At 72.0% G+C, this 16,862-nt stretch carries 12 protein-coding genes; 7 read left to right on the top strand and 5 right to left on the bottom strand.

From position 1 onward, the window contains the following. Positions 1-1,020 precede the first annotated feature (1,020 nt). On the bottom strand, positions 1,021-5,388 hold the full coding sequence (locus LDL48_RS24220) for a S8 family serine peptidase (RefSeq protein ID WP_225257509.1): 4,368 nt from the start codon (positions 5,386-5,388) through the stop codon (positions 1,021-1,023). 203 nt (positions 5,389-5,591) lie between these two features. On the opposite strand from LDL48_RS24220, the gene LDL48_RS24215 reads away from it, so the two are divergent. The 4 genes from LDL48_RS24215 to LDL48_RS24200 are packed head-to-tail and all read left to right on the top strand — an operon-like array spanning position 5,592 to position 9,159. After that, a complete protein-coding gene (locus tag LDL48_RS24215) occupies positions 5,592-6,590 on the top strand; it encodes a magnesium transporter CorA family protein (protein ID WP_225257508.1) in 999 nt (332 codons plus the stop codon). 43 nt (positions 6,591-6,633) lie between these two features. After that, positions 6,634-7,290 carry an ABC transporter ATP-binding protein gene (locus LDL48_RS24210; RefSeq protein ID WP_225257507.1) on the top strand — a complete coding sequence of 219 codons (657 nt, stop codon included), beginning with the start codon at positions 6,634-6,636 and terminating at the stop codon, positions 7,288-7,290. 43 nt (positions 7,291-7,333) lie between these two features. Then, on the top strand, positions 7,334-8,272 hold the full coding sequence (locus tag LDL48_RS24205; protein WP_225257506.1) for a ribose-phosphate diphosphokinase: 939 nt from the start codon (positions 7,334-7,336) through the stop codon (positions 8,270-8,272). Then, positions 8,269-9,159, top strand: a complete 891-nt coding sequence (locus LDL48_RS24200; protein ID WP_225257505.1) for a glycoside hydrolase family 88 protein — start codon at positions 8,269-8,271, stop codon at positions 9,157-9,159. Before LDL48_RS24205 ends, LDL48_RS24200 begins: the two co-directional genes overlap by 4 nt. Positions 9,160-9,230: 71 nt before the next feature. Here the strand turns inward: LDL48_RS24200 and LDL48_RS24195 are convergent, their stop codons facing one another. Both LDL48_RS24195 and LDL48_RS24190 read right to left on the bottom strand, forming a co-directional pair. Continuing rightward, positions 9,231-9,644, bottom strand: coding sequence for a hypothetical protein (locus LDL48_RS24195; protein ID WP_225257504.1), 414 nt, complete (start codon positions 9,642-9,644; stop codon positions 9,231-9,233). Positions 9,645-9,728: 84 nt separating this feature from the next. Next, on the bottom strand, positions 9,729-10,361 hold the full coding sequence (locus LDL48_RS24190) for an FMN-dependent NADH-azoreductase (RefSeq protein WP_225257503.1): 633 nt from the start codon (positions 10,359-10,361) through the stop codon (positions 9,729-9,731). 164 nt (positions 10,362-10,525) lie between these two features. Here LDL48_RS24190 and LDL48_RS24185 point away from each other — a divergent pair, with 164 nt between their 5' ends. Continuing rightward, a complete protein-coding gene (locus tag LDL48_RS24185; RefSeq protein WP_225257502.1) occupies positions 10,526-10,864 on the top strand; it encodes a winged helix DNA-binding protein in 339 nt (112 codons plus the stop codon). Between the two features lie 107 nt (positions 10,865-10,971). On the opposite strand, the gene LDL48_RS24180 is transcribed toward LDL48_RS24185, so the two are convergent. Further along, positions 10,972-13,008: a response regulator gene (locus tag LDL48_RS24180; RefSeq protein ID WP_225257501.1), complete on the bottom strand. Its 2,037-nt coding sequence runs from the start codon at positions 13,006-13,008 to the stop codon at positions 10,972-10,974. Positions 13,009-13,098: 90 nt separating this feature from the next. Beyond that, a complete protein-coding gene (locus LDL48_RS24175) occupies positions 13,099-14,025 on the bottom strand; it encodes an aminoglycoside phosphotransferase family protein (RefSeq protein WP_225257500.1) in 927 nt (308 codons plus the stop codon). Between the two features lie 213 nt (positions 14,026-14,238). Here LDL48_RS24175 and LDL48_RS24170 point away from each other — a divergent pair, with 213 nt between their 5' ends. Continuing rightward, positions 14,239-16,044 carry a serine/threonine-protein kinase gene (locus tag LDL48_RS24170; protein ID WP_225257499.1) on the top strand — a complete coding sequence of 602 codons (1,806 nt, stop codon included), beginning with the start codon at positions 14,239-14,241 and terminating at the stop codon, positions 16,042-16,044. Between the two features lie 120 nt (positions 16,045-16,164). Next, on the top strand, positions 16,165-16,779 hold the full coding sequence (locus LDL48_RS24165; RefSeq protein WP_225257498.1) for a DUF3455 domain-containing protein: 615 nt from the start codon (positions 16,165-16,167) through the stop codon (positions 16,777-16,779). The last annotated feature ends 83 nt before the right edge of the window (positions 16,780-16,862 follow it).

The following is a 16,862-nucleotide window of genomic DNA, read 5'->3' as shown; positions in this document are numbered from 1 at the left end:
GCGTGCAGAGTTGCGGTGCGCTGCTCGCCGTGGTTCCACACGTCCTTGTTGGCTGTGCGTCGTGTGCGGAGTTGTGGCGCGCTGCTCGCCGTAGTTCCACACGGTCCTGTTGGATGAGCGTCGCGTGCAGAGTTGCGGTGCGCTGTGCACCGGGAAACCACACGCGGCGCCACCCGAACCCGGCGAGCAGACAACGGCGCGCTCGACCCATCGAGCGGCGCTGCGGCAGATTTGGTCCGAAATGGGGTGACCGTCCGGCGGCGGTCCCGGGTTCAGGCGGCTGCAACGGCTCCCTGTCGGTTGAAACGGCTTGCTGCGGGTGGGCTACTCCTAAAGCCGCGGGTTCGACGGATCGGCGGGGCCCCAGCATGTCCGGAATGCGGCCTTGCCCCGGCTCCCGGCCTTCCCGCCGGGCGGTTTTGACCTTTCCGCCGGGCGGTTTTGACCTTTCCGCCGGGCGGCTTTGACCTTTCCGCCGGGCGGCTTCGCCCGGTATGCGGCCTTATTCCGGCGGATCTTGGAGGCCTGCACGAATCTTGGAGCCGCACTGCCCCCAGAGGGGCATCTCGCCTCCAAGATCCGCCTGAGCCTCCAAGATCCGCCTGAGCCTCCAAGATCCGCCTGAGCCTCCAAGATCTGCGTCAGCCTCCAAGATCTGTCGTGCGCCTTCAAGATCCGCGTCCGATCGCCAAGAGCATCCGCCCCTGCCGCACCCACCAACAACTCGGTAAAACCGTTGGGACAGCACCCCCACCGATCCATTTCCACCATCACGGGCGACGCGCAGCGCCCCGGCAGCTTGGAGGGAAGGGCAGATATTGGAGGCGGCGCGCCCTTCTGAGGGCCGCCCTCCTGGGGCCCGTTTCGCTCCAAGGATGGCGTACACCGGGATCGCCGATGTGGGCTCGGCCCTGAGCATGGCCGGCCACGTGGCCCGGCAGAGCAGCGATCCGAACTCTGATCCCGGAAACGGGACCGGCCCGCCTGCCGAAGCAGCCGGGCCGGTCCGTCGGCCGCTGGTCAGCAGCGGGTCGGTGCCAGTGCGAAGTCCTCCACCTTCGGCTCGGCGGGACTGACCTTCGAAGCCCGGGTCTGCGGCTTCCACCCGTCCTTGGCGACGATCAGCGTGAGCGGGTTGTTCCGGCGGTCGATCCAGTGCGCGTACCGGCCGGCGGCGTCCGTGGTGAACGTCAGCGACGACGCCCACGAGTCGACCTGCACGGTCGCGCCGGGCAGCGGACTGCCGCCGCCGCCACAGGCGGTGCTGGTGATGGTGCCGGTCAGCTTCGCCCACGTCTTCGGGGGCTGGGCGTTCATGGTCACCGCCACCGGAGACACCGTGTACGGGGTGTCCTCGGAGATCGTGACCGCACCGGTGTACGCGCCCGGCTGGTCGACGGCGGCGGTCATGCCGACGCTGACCGTGACCTTGGCACCCGGTTCGAGGGTGGTTCCGGTCGTGTCGATCGTCATCCAGCTGACGTCGCCGCCCTCGGCGCATTCCTCCAGACCGGGCAGCATCTCGCCGGTCGCGGTGGCGTTGAAGCCGCCGGAGGCGCCGCCGACCTTGTAGTAGCCGCACGCCGCGGCGCCGCGGTAGCGCGGTGCGTTGGCGTTCGGCAGCGCCGCCCACGAGTTCGTGCCCGGGTCGTAGGCGAAGCCGACGTTGGTGATCGCGCCGCCCTGCGAGCCGCCCACCACGAGCAGCTTGCCGTTCGCCGAGGCGAACGACGCCGCCCAGTGGTCGGCCGGGGAGTCGGCGATGGCCGTCCACGAGCCGGCGCCCGGGTCGAAGGCGTACCCGGACTTGACGGCCGCATCACCGTCGTTGCCGCCGGAGCAGTAGACGACGCCGCTCACGCCGCCGCAGGCGCCGAACGCCACCGACTTCGGGTAGTCGGGCAGGGTCTCCCAGGCGTCGGCGCCGGGGTCGTAGCGGACCACGTCGTTCGACATCGGTACGCAGTTCGCCGTGGTGCAGCCGCCGACGGCGTACAGCTTGCCGTCGGCCACCGCCTGGCCGGCCGCGGCCCGCGGCGCGGGATTGTCGGCCTTGCGGGTCCAGGCGTTCGTGGCCGGGTCGTACGACCAGGTCAGGGCGGACGGGCCGGCGTCGCCCCAGCCGCCGGTGGCGATGATCCGGCCGTCCACCACGCCGACCGTCATGGCGTTGCGTGCCTCGGGCAGGTCGGCGATCGGCGTCCAGGCCTGGGCGACCGGGTCGTAGACGAAGTTCGACGTGCGCGACTCGGAGCCGTCACCGCCGCCGATCGAATAGACCTTGCCGTCCAGGTTGACCACCCGGTTGTCCATCACGACGGCCGGGTAGGCGGCGATGTCGGCCCACGGCGCGGCCTGCGGGCCGGTGGCGGGAGACGTTGCCGCGGGTGCGCCCGCCGGTGCCTTCGCCGCGAACGACGTCGGCGTGGTCAGCCGCTGGGCCGGTGCGCCGGCGGATCCGAGGATCTGGTGCCGGCTGCTGCGGGACCCGTCGGCCCGGAGCATCGTGAACCCGTTGTCGCGCTCGCCGAACTTCACCTCGACCGGCGCCGCGCCGGTGTTGGTGACGGTGAACTTCCGGGTGGCCGTGCCGGCCGGCATCGGCACGTCCGCGGTGGCCTCGGCCGGAGTGATCTCCAGCCGGCCGGCGGCGAGCTGGAAGTTCGCCGCGGTGGCCGCGTCCGGCTGTACGTCGACCTGCTTGCGCTGGCGGACGTAGTTGGCCGCCTTCGCGGTGAACCGGTGCTTGCCGGTCTTGGTCGACAGCATCCAGTAGAAGCCGTCCGGCAGGTCGGTGTCGTCCGGCGTGGCGACCGTGGTGGCCGTGTCGGCCGGCGCGTCGTCGCTGGTGACGGTGGCGCCGTTGACGTAGCTGGAGTCGTTGGCGTCCCGGACGTGCCCGACGACCAGGCCGCCGTCGGTCGGCTCGCAGTTGACCCGGCTGCCGATCAGGACGTTGTCGACCTCCCACCACCATTCGTACGTGGCGTCGTAGTAGTGGAACCGGACCTGCACCTGCTTCTGGCCGGCCGCCTGCGGGATGGCGATCTCGGTACGTTTCGGTCCGCGTACGCTGCTCGCCTGGTGCAGCACGGTGGTCCAGGTGGTGCCGCCGTCGATGCTCAGGTCCACGTCGGCCCGGTCGGTGCCCAGCCAGTGGTAGTCCTGCTGGAACCGGATCACCGGCGCGGTCACGCCGGTCAGGTCGACCACCGGGCTGACCAGCGAGGTGTCCTGCGCGTTGCCGGCGCCGTAGGCGTCACTGTCGATCATCGCGAAGCCGCCCGAGCCACCGGTCAGGTTGCCGCGCCGGCCGCTGTCGGTGAACTTCCACACCTGGCCGCTGCCCGCGTGGTCCACCACGGACCAGCCGGCCGGGGTGCCGGTGCCGTCGAAGGTCTCGTACTCGCCGTCGGAGCCGTTGACGTATCCCGGCGCCGTGGTGCAGTCGCTCTCCGGCACGGTCGCGGCCACGTTGTGCGTGACGTTGCGCGTGCCGACCACCACGTCCTTGGTGACGGTCTGGTAGCCCGGGTACTGCGGGTCGACCGTGACGCTGTAGGTGGCACCGGCCGGCAGCGCAAGGCTGTAGCGGCCGTTGACCGGGTTGGTGTAGTCGGACACGCCGCCGGGTCCGGCGACGGTGATCTTCGCGTACAACGGCCAGCCGTGTCCAGAGCCGTCGGTGACCGTGCCGCCGACCGTGACGGTCGGTACCGCGGTCAGCGCCACGTTCAGCGTGGTGGTGTCGCCGAGGGTGATCGCCGCCGCCACCGTCCTGCTCTCGTAGCCGTACCCGGAGACCGCGACCTGGTAGTCGCCCGCGGGCAGCAGGAGGGAGAACGAGCCGTCAGCGGCGGTCGTCACGGTGCGCTCGGCCGCCCCGGTCACCGCCACCGTGGCGTTCGCGACCGGCTTGCCGGAGGCCGCGTCGGTGACCGTGCCGGCCAGGGTGCCGGTGTCACCGATCGGCGCGGCACCGAGCAGCGCCAGCGCGTCCAGCCGGCCCTCGCCGAAGACGTTGTTGTCGTCGGTGGTGCCGCCGCACTGGGCGTTGTCGGTGTCGGTGGCCGTGCCGTCCAGCAGCGCGCGGGTGCCGGCCACGTCGCCGACCAGCGCGGGCGCCGCGGACCACAGCAGGGCGAGCGCGCCGGCGACGTGCGGTGCCGCCATCGAGGTGCCGTTCAGGCTGCGGTACCCGTTGCCCGGCACGCTCGACCGGACGTTCACGCCGGGGGCCGCGATGTTCGGCTTGATCTCGTTGTTCTGGCCGACGCCGCGGCCGGAGAAGTCGCCGATCACGTTGTCCACGCCGTAGGCGCCGGTCGAGTAGTTGCTGGCCAGGCTGCCCGGGGAGCCGCTGGTCCGGCAGGCCGAGCCGCTGTTGCCGTTGGCCCAGACCCCGAAGATGCCGGAGGCGGCCCAGGCCAGCGTGACGTCCTCGAGGAACGGGTCGTTCGAGGGCAGCCGCGAGCCCCAGGAGTTGTTGATGATGTGCGGGCGCTTGCTCGCGTCCGGGTTCAGGCCGGCCGAGTCGGTCGGCTCCAGGAACCACTGCGCGGATTCGATCAGCGCGGTGTCCGAGGGGCAGCAGCCGTTCGCGGCGATCCACCGGACGCCCGGCGCGACCCCGATCTGGTTCGCGCCGTCCGCGCCCGCCATCGTGCCCATCGTGTGGGTGCCGTGGCCGTCACCGTCGCACGGCGCACCGGAGCAGTCGCCGGCCGCGTCGAACCAGTTGTAGTCGTGGTCGAACGTCCCGTCGCCGTTGTTGCCCCGGTACGAGCGGACCAGCGCCGGGTGGTCGAACTGCACGCCGGAGTCGAGGTTCGCGATCGTGATGCCCTCGCCGGTGGTGCCGTACTGCGACCACACGTCGTCGGCGTTGATGTTCGCGAGGCCCCACTCGAGGGACTGGACGGTCTTCTCGTCCGTGCCTTCGGCGATCTTCGGGAGCTGGTAGTCGAACGAGGCGTAGAGGCCGGCGACCTCGGCGCGCCCGGCGAAGCTCTGCGCCATCGCGACCGAGCCACCGCTCACCTTGATCGCGTTGGTGGCCCAGAACACCTGGTACTTCGTGCCGGTCCGGTCGAGTTCACCGCGTACCCCGGCCTGGGTGTCGGTCGCGGTCTTCTTCAGGACGGCGGCGACCGCCGTACCCCGCTCGGCCCAGTCCTTGATCGCACTGGCCTTGGCCAGGTCCGGCCTGGCGCCGAATCGGATCCAGAAGTCCGCGCTGCCCTTCGCCGCCATCTGCGCGCCCAGTTCGGGGCGGATCTTGTCCTTGGCCGGCGCGGCCGGTGCGGCTTGTGCGCCGGCACCGTTCGCGACCAGCCCGGCGGCGGCGACGATGGCCGCCACCCCCGCGTGTACCAGGGATCTGGCCACGCGTTTCCGATGTGGACTTCTCGACATGCTGTCTCCTCCCGCGCGCCGGACGGGTCACGCCGGCTGCCTGGTGGGGACACTATGATCAACAAATATCGATGCCAAGCAGCTACGTGAGCAACTCATCACTTTCTGTTGACGACGAACTGCTTCGTTTGCTGATCACCGGCCGATCGCGGCCCCGGCCCGGCATAGTGAGATCCGTGGAAGCCATCCCCAGACCCACCCGCACCCGCCTCTATGCCGGCGGAAAGGTCGTCGCCGAGGACTTTCCGGCCGAGGAGGCCGGCGCGAAGCTCCGCGAACACCCGCAGGCGGTGCTCTGGCTGGACCTCTACGACCCGGACACCGCGGACCTGCAGGCGATCCGCGAGGAGTTCGGCCTGCACCCGCTGGCCGTGGAGGACGCCGTCCACGACCACCAGCGCCCCAAGCTGGACCGGTACCCGCACCACCTGTTCCTGAACGTGTACGCGATCGAGATGCTCGGCGACCGCCCCGAGCCGGCCCACCGCAAGGCCGAGGTGAGCGCGTTCGTCACGGACCGGGCCCTGATCACGGTGCGCAAGTCGCCGCTGGACGTCGCGACGTTCACCGACCGCTGGGACGCCGACGCCGAGCTGGACACGTCCGCGGGCGTCGGCTTCCTCGTCTACGGGCTGCTCGACGTGGTGATGGACAGTCAGTTCGCCGCGGTCCGCATCCTGGACGAGGCGATGGACCGTACCGAGGACGAGCTGCTCGACGAGGGCGGGGCGCCGGTCGCCGCCCGCCGGTACGCGTTCGCGCTGCGCAAGGAACTGGCGGTGCTGCGGCGGGCGGTGGCGCCGATGCCGGACCTGCTCGCCGACCTCACCCGGACCGGCAACCACCTGGTCACCGAGCGGCTGGCGCCGTACTACCGGGACGTCGAGGACCACGCCCGGCGCGCCACCGAGACCATCGACCACGCCCGGGACCGGATCAACGGCGTGATCGAGGCGGACCTCAGCGAACAGAGCAACGCGCTGAACGACGTCACCCGCAAGCTGGCCGCCTGGGCCGCGATCATCGCGGTGCCGACCGCGCTCACCGGGTACTTCGGGCAGAACGTGCCCTATCCCGGATACCAGAAGGTGTCCGGTTTCGTGGTGAGCCTGGTCCTGATCGTGGTCACCGCCGGCGGGCTCTACTGGTATCTCAAGCGCCGCGGCTGGCTGTGATCGCGGTACCGTCTCCCATGATCCGTACCCGGAAGGAGAACCGATGAGGACGTTGGCGGTGGAGTCGGCCTCGATCGGCTACCGGACCGGGGAGCCGGTCCTGCGGGACGTGACCGTCACCGCCCGGCCCGGCGAGATCGTCGCCGTCACCGGCCCCTCGGGCGCCGGCAAGACCACCCTGCTCGCGGCCATGGCCGGGATGCTCCCCACGGAGACGGGCCGGGTGCTGGTGGACGACGAACCGGTGGGCGACCGGGACCGCGCGGTGGCCTCCGGGGTGGTGCTCATCCCGCAGGACAACGGGCTGGCCGCGGTGCTCACCGCGGCCGAGAACATCGCGGTGGCGCTGATCGCGACCGGCAGCACGCCCGCCGAGGCGCGCCGGGTGACCGTGGCGGCGCTGGACCGGGTCGGCCTCGCCGGGCACGGCGACCAGCTGATCGAGGAACTCTCCGGTGGCCAGCAGCAGCGCGCCGCGATCGCCCGCGGCCTGGCCCTGCGCGGCGACGTGGTGCTGGCCGACGAGGTGACCAGCGAACTCGACGCGGCCAACCGGCAGCGGGTGATGCAGTTGCTGCGGGCCGAGGCGGAACGGGGCGCGGCGGTGGTGTTCGCCACCCACGACCCCGAGGCCGCGGCGGTCTGCGACCGGGAACTGCACCTGCTGGACGGCGAGGCGACCTGGACCCGGGCCGGATAGGTCACCCGGACGGGTACGCCCGTCGCCGCCTAGGGTGGGCATCGTGCGCGACATCGCCGTCTTCTCCGGAAGTGCCCACCCCGAGCTGGCCGCCGAAATCTGCGACCACCTCGGCGTGCCCCTGCTCCCCACCCGGGTCTCCCGGTTCGCCAACGACTGCATCGAGGTGCAACTGCAGGGCAACTGCCGGGAACGGGACGTGTTCCTGATCCAGCCGCTCGTCCCGCCGGTGCAGGAGAACCTGGTCGAGCTGCTGTTCATGCTGGACGCCGCCCGGGGCGCCTCGGCCGGCCGGATCACCGTGGTGCTGCCGCACTACGCGTACGCCCGCAGCGACAAGAAGGACGCGCCCCGCATCTCCATCGGCGGCCGCCTGGTCGCCGACCTGCTCGCCACCGCCGGCGCCGACCGGATTCTCGCCATGACGCTGCACTCGCCGCAGGTGCACGGGTTCTTCAGCATCCCGGTCGACCATCTGCACGCGCTGCGCGAGCTGGCCCACCACTTCCGCGGGTACGACCTGAGCAACACCGTCGTGGTCTCACCCGACCTGGGCAACGCCAAGGAGGCCGCGGCGTTCGCCCGGATCCTCGGCATCGAGGTGGCGGCCGGCGCCAAGCAGCGGTACCCCGACGACCGCGTGGTGATCAGCTCGGTCATCGGCGAGGTCACCGACCGGGACGTGATCGTGCTGGACGACGAGATCGCCAAGGGCAGCACCGTGTTCGAGCTGCTGGCCCGGCTGCGCGAGCGCAACGTGAACAGTGTCCGGGTGGCCTGCACGCACGGGCTGTTCTCCAACGACGCGGTGGCTCGGCTCTCCGCCGAGAAGGACATCGAGGAGATCGTCTGTACGAACACGGTGCCTATCCCACTCGGCACCCGTACCGACAAACTCACCGTGCTGTCCGTCGCCCCGGCCCTGGCCGAAGCGATGCGGCGGATCCACAACGGCGAATCCGTCAGCGCGCTCTTCGCATGATCGAACGGGTGCTCACCGCCCTGCTGGCGGTGCAGCGGCAGAGCTGGGAGCAGGGCGTGGCCGCGCAGGCCGCCCTCGACCTGGGCCGCACCGACCTGGCCGCCCTGCTCGCCGAGGCCGCGGTGACCCGGCAGTCCGCGGACGGCCGGCTCGGCACCGTGGCGGACGAGACCGGCTCGGTGAACGGCGCCGCCTGCGGCGAGGCGGTCCTGCGCGCCGGCTTCACCGACGCCGCCCGCCGCCAGCTCGACTGGCTCGCCCACGGCGCGCCCCGGGCCGCCGACGGCACGCTCTACCACCTGCTCGACGGCCGCGAGATGTGGGCCGACACGGTCTACATGGTGGTGCCGTTCCTGGCCCGGTCCGGCCGCACCGACCTCGCCGTGCAGCAGGTCGAGGGCCACCGGCAGCGGCTCTGCCGGGACGGGCGGTATGCGGCGATCTGGTCCGAGGAGACCGGCTCGCTGCGCCGCGCCGACCTCTGGGGCGGCGGCAACGGCTGGGTGGTGGCCGGCATCGCCCGGGCGCTGCGGGCGGCGCCGTCGCTGCCGCTGGCCGGGCACGCCCGGGAGGTGCTGGACGCCTGCCTGGCGCTGCGCCGGCCGGACGGGCTGTTCCACGACGTGCTGGACGATCCGGCGACGTTCGTGGAGACCAACGCGGCGCAGATGTTCGCGTACGCGGCCCTCACCGGCGTGGCCGACGGGTGGCTGCCCCGGTCGTACGCGCAGGTGGGACGGGACCTGCTGGCCGCGGCGACCGCCCGGGTCGACGGGTCGGGCTGGGTGCGGGGGGCGTGCGGGTCACCGTCCTTCGACAGGAGTGGCACGTCGGCGGAGGCGCAGGCGTTTCACCTGCTCGCCACGGCGGCCCGCGACCGTCTCTGACCCGCCGCCGCGGATCACGTCGAGGTCGACGCCGGACGTCGGCCAACGCGTACCCACCGGCGAGACGGTGGTCAGGAGAAGTACCTGAGGAATGCTGTCGTGTCGGCGTAGTAGGCAGTCAGCGTGGCGATTTTCCCGCCGGCGAAGTCGTACCGTTCGATAATCGATGTGCGCCAGCCGTCCGGATAGCCTTCGCGTGCGGAGAAGTCGATCTCGTAGTAGTGCAGCACGGTGTCGCCGTTCTCGAAGAACTGTGATCCGCCGGTCACGAACCGGACACCGGTCCGCATCGCCATGTCGGCCGCGGCCGTGCGCCACTGGTTCCATCCGTTGATTCCCACGAGGCGGCCGAAAAGACTGTCGGGTTCGACCAGAACGGACTCATCGGTGATGTAGTGCGGCAGCTTGGCGAGGAACGCCTGCTCGTCGAGCATCGTGGATTCGATGAACGTGCTGTATTGCTGAACGAACTCGATGTGGCTCATCAGACTCATTTCGGGTCGAAGGAGTGGGGAAGCGCCCCGGCCAAGTCCGAGGGTTATGGTCATGACGGTTTCCTCCGGCCTCTTCTAGTACGCGGCCGCGGTGCGGCCCGCGTGCGAAGCGGCTTCTCGGGCGGCTTTGCGCATCAGCTCGGCGGTCTCCCGGAACGGGTCCATGGCGGGGTTGACGCCGGCGAGCGTGAGTTCGCGCTCGATCAGGGTGAGGTTGGCGCCCCACACGTCGGCGACGACGCGGCGCAGGAACGCGGTGTTGTGGTCCCATCCCTCCCTCGGGGTGCCGGGGCCGTATCCACCGCCGCGGGTGGTGAGCACGATCGCCGGCTTGGCGTCGAGCAGCCGCTCGCCGTTCTCACCGCCGGCGATGGTCAGGTCGATCCAGGTCTTGACGTGCTGGGAGACGCCCCAGTTGTAGAGCGGCAGGGCGAGGATCGCGCCGTCGGCCTGGCGCAGTTCGGCGGCCAGGGTGCGGGCCAGAGCGATGGCGTCGCGCTGGGCGGGCGTGCGCTGCTGTTCGGGGGTGAATCCGCCGTGGACGGCGGCGGCCCAGGCGTCGGCGGGCAACGGTTCGGCACCGAGGTGGCGGCGGACGAAGGTGGTGCCGGGATGGGTGGCGGACCACTCGGCCTCGGCGATGTCGGCGAGTTCGCTGCTGGCCGAGCGCGGGCCCTGGATGCTGGCGTCGATACGCAGGACGGACATGGGTGGAATCCTCTGGTTACGTCGGTGTTGAACGTTCAAGTCGAGGGTGCCAGGAACAACGTGAATGTTCAAGTCGCCGGTTACGATGATCGTTGTGACCAGTCCCACGCCGTGGCCCGACCCATGACGAGCGGGCCGCCGGGATGTCGCTGATGGCGATGCTGATGAGCGTTCCACCGGCGGTCGACGCACAACTCAAGCGCGATTCCGGCATGAATCTCTTCGAGTACTCGATGCTGTCGCGGCTGTCCGTGCCGCCGAACCAGGCCCTGCAGAGGACCCGGCCGGCCCAGCTCGTCGGGGACACGCTGTCCCGGCTGTCGCACGCCGTGAGCCGGCTGGAGCAGCAAGGACCGGTCCGGCGGAGGGTGGCCAACGGCGAGTCGCGCGTCACCGAGCTGGTGCTCACCGAGGAGGGCGTGGCGGCGCTGGTGGCTGCGGCGCCCGGTCACGTCCGCGAGGCGCGGCGGCGGTCCTCGACGTACTGTCCCGCGAGCAGGTGACGGAGTTGCGGAAGATCGCGCAGGCGCTGACCGGCGTGGCGTCGCCGGAGGTGGCCGCAGCCCGGCAACGAGCGATCACGGAGGCGGGCGCCGCCGGGAGGTCAGAGCTAGGTCGTCGGGAGTGGGGGCTGAGGGCCGCATAGGCGGCGGATGGCGCCCAGCATCGCGGACCGGGTGAACGGCTTCTCGATCAGCATGCTGTTGTCGTCCAGGTTGAGCTGCGGTCCCAGCGACGCCGCCGTGTAGCCCGACATGAACAGCACCGGCAGGTCCGGCTGGTGGGTGCGCAGGGCGGACGCCAGTTCCGGGCCGGTCATCGTCGGCATCACCACGTCGGTGATCAGCAGGTCGGGGCGGGCGCCGGCGGCCACCTGGGTGACCGCCATCAGGGCGTCGGTGGCGACGGTGATCTCGTACCCGGCCGGGGCGATCATGCGTTGCACCAGCTGGGCCACCTCGGGCTGGTCCTCGACGATCAGGACGCGGCCGATCACCGACGGCGTGGCCTCGCGGTCGACGCCCGGGGAGCGTTCCTCGGCGGCCGGCAGGTAGAGGTGCACGGTGGTGCCCATCCGGGGTTCGGACTCCAGCGTGATGTGGCCGCCGAAGCTCTGCACGATGCCGGCGGCGGTGGCCAGGCCCAGCCCGGCGGCGGTGGGCCGGGTGGTGAAGAACGGCTCCAGGGCGCGCTGGCGGGTCTCGTCGCTCATCCCGACGCCGGTGTCGGTGATCACCATGTGCACCAGGCGGCCGGTGGGTGCGCCCTCGGCGAGCTGGCCCGGTTCGACCACCTCGTTGGTGGCGGCGACCCGCAGCATGCCGCCGTGCAGCATCGCGTCGCGGGCGTTCGCGGCCAGGTTCACCAGGGCCTGTTCGAGCGGGCCGCGTTCGGCCCGGACCGGCCACACGTCCGGCCCGAACGCCAGGTCCAGGCCGATGTGCTCGCCGAGGGTCCGGCTGAACAGGCTCTGCACGTCGGTGAGCAGGTCCGGGATGGGGATGATCTCGGGGCGGTTGCCGTCGGTACGGCCGAACGCGAGCAGCTGGTGGGTGAGCGTACGGCCGGTGGTGACCGCGGTCAGGATGTCCTGGGCCATCTGGTGGTGCGGTGAGCCGTCCGCGGTGGTCGAGGCGATCATGTCGGCGGACCCGGCGACCACGGTCATCAGGTTGTTGAAGTCGTGCGAGATGCCGCCGATCAGCTGGCCCAGGCTGTCCAGCCGGCGCAGGTGGTCGAGCTGGCGTTTGAGTCCGCGGGCGTCGATGTGGTCGGTGGTGTCGGTGACCATGCACAGCACGCCGTTGTACTGGCCGTGCTCGTCGGTGAGCGGCATCATGCTGACCCGCACGCTGCGGTGCGAGCCGTCCGCGCGCAGCAACCGGGTGGCGCCGACGGTGGACCGCCCGGCCTTGCACTCGGTCAGCCGGCGGGCCAGTTCACGCTGGCCCTGCGCGTCCAGGAAACCGCGCAGGGACACCCCGACGAGCTGGCTGCGGGGCAGGCCGAGGACCACACCGATGGGCTCGTTCGCGTACGTCGCCACGCCCTCGGTGTCGAGTTGCAGCACGCCCTCGGGGATGGTCTCCAGTACCCGGCGGAACCGTTCCTCGCTGGCCCGCAACCGTTCCAGCGCGCGGGCCGACGACAGCGCGAGGCTGAGTTCGCCGGCGATGTCGCGGGCCAGTTCCACCTCGGCGGTGGCGTACGCGGCCCCGGGCGAGGTCCGGATCAGCACCAGGTAGCCGGCGTACGTGTTGTCCACGATGATCGGGCAGAGCACCGACGCGTACACGTCCGGAGCCTGGCCGGAGTGGATCACCATCCGGGTGAGCGGCGCGCCCGGCTCGGCGGCCAGCACCACCGGGCGCCGGCTGGCCGCGAGCGCGGTGGAGAAGTCGTCGTCGGGCAGTTCGCCGGCCCGGTCGAGCACCCGGGTCAGCGCCTCGGCGTGCTCGTCGTCGGTGTGATGGAACGTGATCGTCCGATACCTGCCGTCGTCGCCGAGCAACTGCACACCGGCGCCGTCACCGATCATGTCGGCGGCGGCGCGGGCCGCGGTGATGCCGACCTCGACGGCGTCCTCGGCGGCCCGGCTGAGCGCCAGGGCGAGGTCGGCGAGCGCGTACCGGAGGGGGTAAGCCATGACACCCATGCGGACATGATCTGCGGAATCCCGGGCCCAGACCGGCGGTTCGGCGGAATGCAACCGATCGGCCCAGCCCGGTCCCACCCGTTACACGGTGGCGAACCAGCGGTCGGCGAGCGACTCCAGGGTGGGCTCGGCCGGTGCGGGCAACCGCGCCAGGTAGGCGGGCAGGTTGCTGTAGTAGTGCAGCAGCAGCCAGGCCAGCAGCCTCCGGCGCAGTGCCGCGTCGAGCTGGTCGTCGCGGTAGCCGTAGGCTCGTAGCAGCCGGCCCAGGAACCGGGCGTCGCCCTCCGCGACGAACGCGCCCACCGCGGCGAACTCGTACTCGCGGGCGCCGCGGATGGCCGGTTCGAAGTCGAACAGCCCGGACAGCTCGCCGTCCGCGTCGACCAGCAGATGCTGGCGCATGATCTCGGTGTGCAGCAGGACCGGCTCGCCGCCGGCCAGGTCGACACCGTCGAGGTACGCCGGGATCTGCGCCGCCCACTCGTCCGGCAGTCCCAGCGCCCGGTGCCGTCCCGCGCATCCGGCCCGCTGTTCGGCGACGAAGGCGTCCCAGTCGTCCGGCCACCAGTCCGCGATGTCCGGAGCCGGTACCGCGTGCAGCGCGGCGAGCGTGGCGCCGAGGCGGTCGGCGATCCGGTCCCGGCCGGCCGGCCCGTCCCAGACGTCGGCGAGCGGGCGGCCGTCGAGGCGGTCCATCAGGACGTACCCCCAGCCGTGGTGTTCGCCGGACGCCTGCACGCCGGGGGTGGGCGTGGGCAACCGCCCGTGCACCGCGCGCAGCACCGCCGCTTCGACCGGTAGCTCGCCGGCGTAGATCGGCGGGAACAGCTTGAGCACGCGGTCGCCGGCCGCGTACACCGGCAGTGATCCGGTGGGGTAGCGCTGCGGCGGGGCGGGCACGCCGAGCGCGTCGAGCAGCGACCGTACGCCGGGGCGCAGCGCGTCCTCGTCCTTGGCGATGAGGTCGTAGTCCTCTTCGTCGTCCACGTCGGGCCAGGGTGAGGTCATGGTGGCCGACCGTAGTCAGGTGCGCCGGACCGGGCCAACCGGACCCCCGATCGGGTGGTCCCCGGGCCGGCAACGAGGGCCGGCGGCGGCGGTGACGGGTGCGGCGGCACTCGTACCTCAGGTGCGAACTCGGACGCCCACGCTTGCCTATTGATCCGGACAAACAGCATCATTCCGGGCTGGCGGGCAGACGGCGGAAGGACACGACCACCGGTGGACAAGGATCCCACGAGCAGCGGCGTACGAGCGGATGCCGACGGCGCGTCGACCCTCGACCTGAGCGGGCGGTGCGTCGGCAGTTCGTACATCCTGATCCGGCCCATCGGGCAGGGCGCGACCGGCACGGTCTGGCGCGGCGTCGACCGCGCCTCCGGCGAACAGGTCGCGGTCAAGCTGCTGCACGAGAGCCTGCTGCAGCAGCCCAAGCTGGTCACCCGGTTCGTGCAGGAGCGGACCATCCTGCTGATGCTCCGGCACCGCAACGTGGTGCGGGTCCGCGACCTGTTCAGCGTGGGCGAGTCCCTCGGGCTGGTGATGGACCTGGTCACCGGCGGAAGCCTGCGGGAGTATTTGCGCCAGCACCACACGCTGTCGCCCGCCGAGGCGGCCCGGCTGGCCGCCCAGGTGGCCGCGGCGCTCGCCGAGGCACACGACCTCGGGGTGGTGCACCGCGACCTGAAGCCGGACAACATCCTGCTGCAGATCACGGACGGCAGGCTGGACAGCCGGCTGACCGACTTCGGCATCGCCCGGATGCTCAACACGCCCGCCCTGACCACCCCGAACGGCGTGGTCGGCACGCCGCACTACATGTCACCGGAGGCGTTCCACGGTGCCGCCGCGAACCCGGCCGCGGACGTGTACGCGCTGGGCGTGCTGCTCTACGAGATGGTGTCCGGCCGCCCGCCCTACGACAGCGACACCGTCGCCGACCTCATGCGCCGGCACTTCGAGGGCGGTCCGGAGCGACGGCCGGGCATCCCGGACGCGCTGTGGGAGGTGATCACGTCCTGCCTCGCGCAGAAGCCGCGACTGCGCCCCGCCGCCGCCGAACTCGTGGTCGAGCTGGAGACGGTGGCCCGGGAGACCGCGGAGGTCCCGGCGCTGCCCCGCCCCGCCGCCGTCTCGCCCGCCGTCGTGTCACCCGCCGTCGTGTCGCCGGTCGCCGGGTCGCCGGTCGCCCCGCCGCCGGTCGCCGTGCCGCCGGCCGTCGTGTCGCCGGCAGAGCACGCCGCGCCCGTCGCCCGCGCCGCCGGGCGGTCACACCCGTCGCTGATGGTGCCCGGCCCGCGCCGCCCGTATCCCCGCAACCGCGCACCCAGCTGGCGGTGGGCCCGCCCGAGCGGCATCTTCGTGGTGCTGGCCGGGACCATGCTGGCCTCGGGCGTGGCCACCGCCGCCTGGCATCTGGGCCGGTCCGGCGACGGACCGCGGCAGGTGGCCGCCGCCGTCGCCGCCACGGTCACGCCCGCCCCGACGACCGTCGCGCCGAGCCCGCGGAGCGCGTCGGCGCCGGCGCGATCCCGGGCCCGGACCGGCGGCGCCGCCAGCCGGGCGGACCGGGCGGCCGACCCGTCACCCAGGACCTCGTCGGCCCGGCCGGTCCGGCGGTCCGCCGGACCGGGCACCGCCACGCCGTCCCGCCGGGTGCCGGTCCCGGAGGCGCGACCGTACGGGCCGCAGGAGTGCCGGCGCAGCCTGAAGTTCGACTTCGACGACCCGGTTCTGGTCCGGGCCTGCCACGCGGTCGGCACCGGGGTGCAGATGTCCGCCGAACTCACCGCGTCGGCCGGCGCCCGGGCCACGGTCCGGATCTCGGTGCAGGAGGGCGGGCGCACGGTCGGCGGACCGCACACGTGCCGGCTGTCGTTCACGGAGGGCAACCAGACCGGGTCCTGTGGGCCACGCACCGTGTCCGTCCGCCGCGGACACCGGTACGCCGTGGTGGTGAGCTGGGAGTACGCCCGCAACGGCCGTACCTCGGCTGGCCAGGCATCGGGAGCAAGTTTCACGTTCTGACCGTTGAGGCAGCCTCGGGTGGACGATCGGGCATTCGATCACGGAGCGTTCATCCGCTGCTGGGAGCGTTTCCGTATGGCCGCTCGACAGCGAGAGTCACTGCTACGAGGAGTTACCGCCATGCGCTCTACCCGTACCCGGCTTCGCGCCATCTCCGCGGTCGGCGCCGCCGCCGTGGTCGTCGGCCTCGGCACCGTCACGTTCCAGGCGTCGGCAGCCGAGCAGACGCGGCGCCCCGGCCGGCCGCGCCCGGTGGCCTCGCCCAGTGCCACCCCGTCCGCGCCGGCCCCGGCGCCGTCGGCCACCCCGGCACCCACCCCCACGTCGATCGCGCCGCCGGCCGGCCTGCGCCCGGTGGGCAACTACCGGGTGGTCACCGGCACCCAGACGTACACCTGCGCCAACGGCTCGTTCGAGGGCGCGTCGGTGCCGGAGGCACGGCTCGCCGGACCGGCCGGCCGGATCCACCACTACGGCGGCCCGACCTGGGAGCACGAGCGGGACGGTTCGCTGGTCACCGCGAAGGTGGTCGCCAAGAAGACGCGCGCCCGCGCGATCCCCGAGCTGCTGCTGGAGGTCACCTCGCACAGCGGTTCGCCGCGCGGCCAGCTGGCCCGGGCCACCCACATCCAGCGCCTGCAGACCACCGGCGGTCTGGCACCGACCGGCGCCTGCACCGACGGCGAGAAGGCCTCGGTCCGGTACGGGGCGCTCTACGTCTTCTTCGGCAAGTAACCCGGCCGAGTACGAGGCGGTGTGACCGGGCCCGGACAGCCCCGGGACACCCCACTACATCTGGTCCGTAGCGACCGAGAGCC

Source organism: Jidongwangia harbinensis (genome assembly GCF_020216025.1).
In the GTDB taxonomy this organism is placed as follows: Bacteria; Actinomycetota; Actinomycetes; order Mycobacteriales; family Micromonosporaceae; genus Actinoplanes; species Actinoplanes harbinensis.
This window is presented reverse-complemented; position numbering and strand designations above follow the sequence as displayed.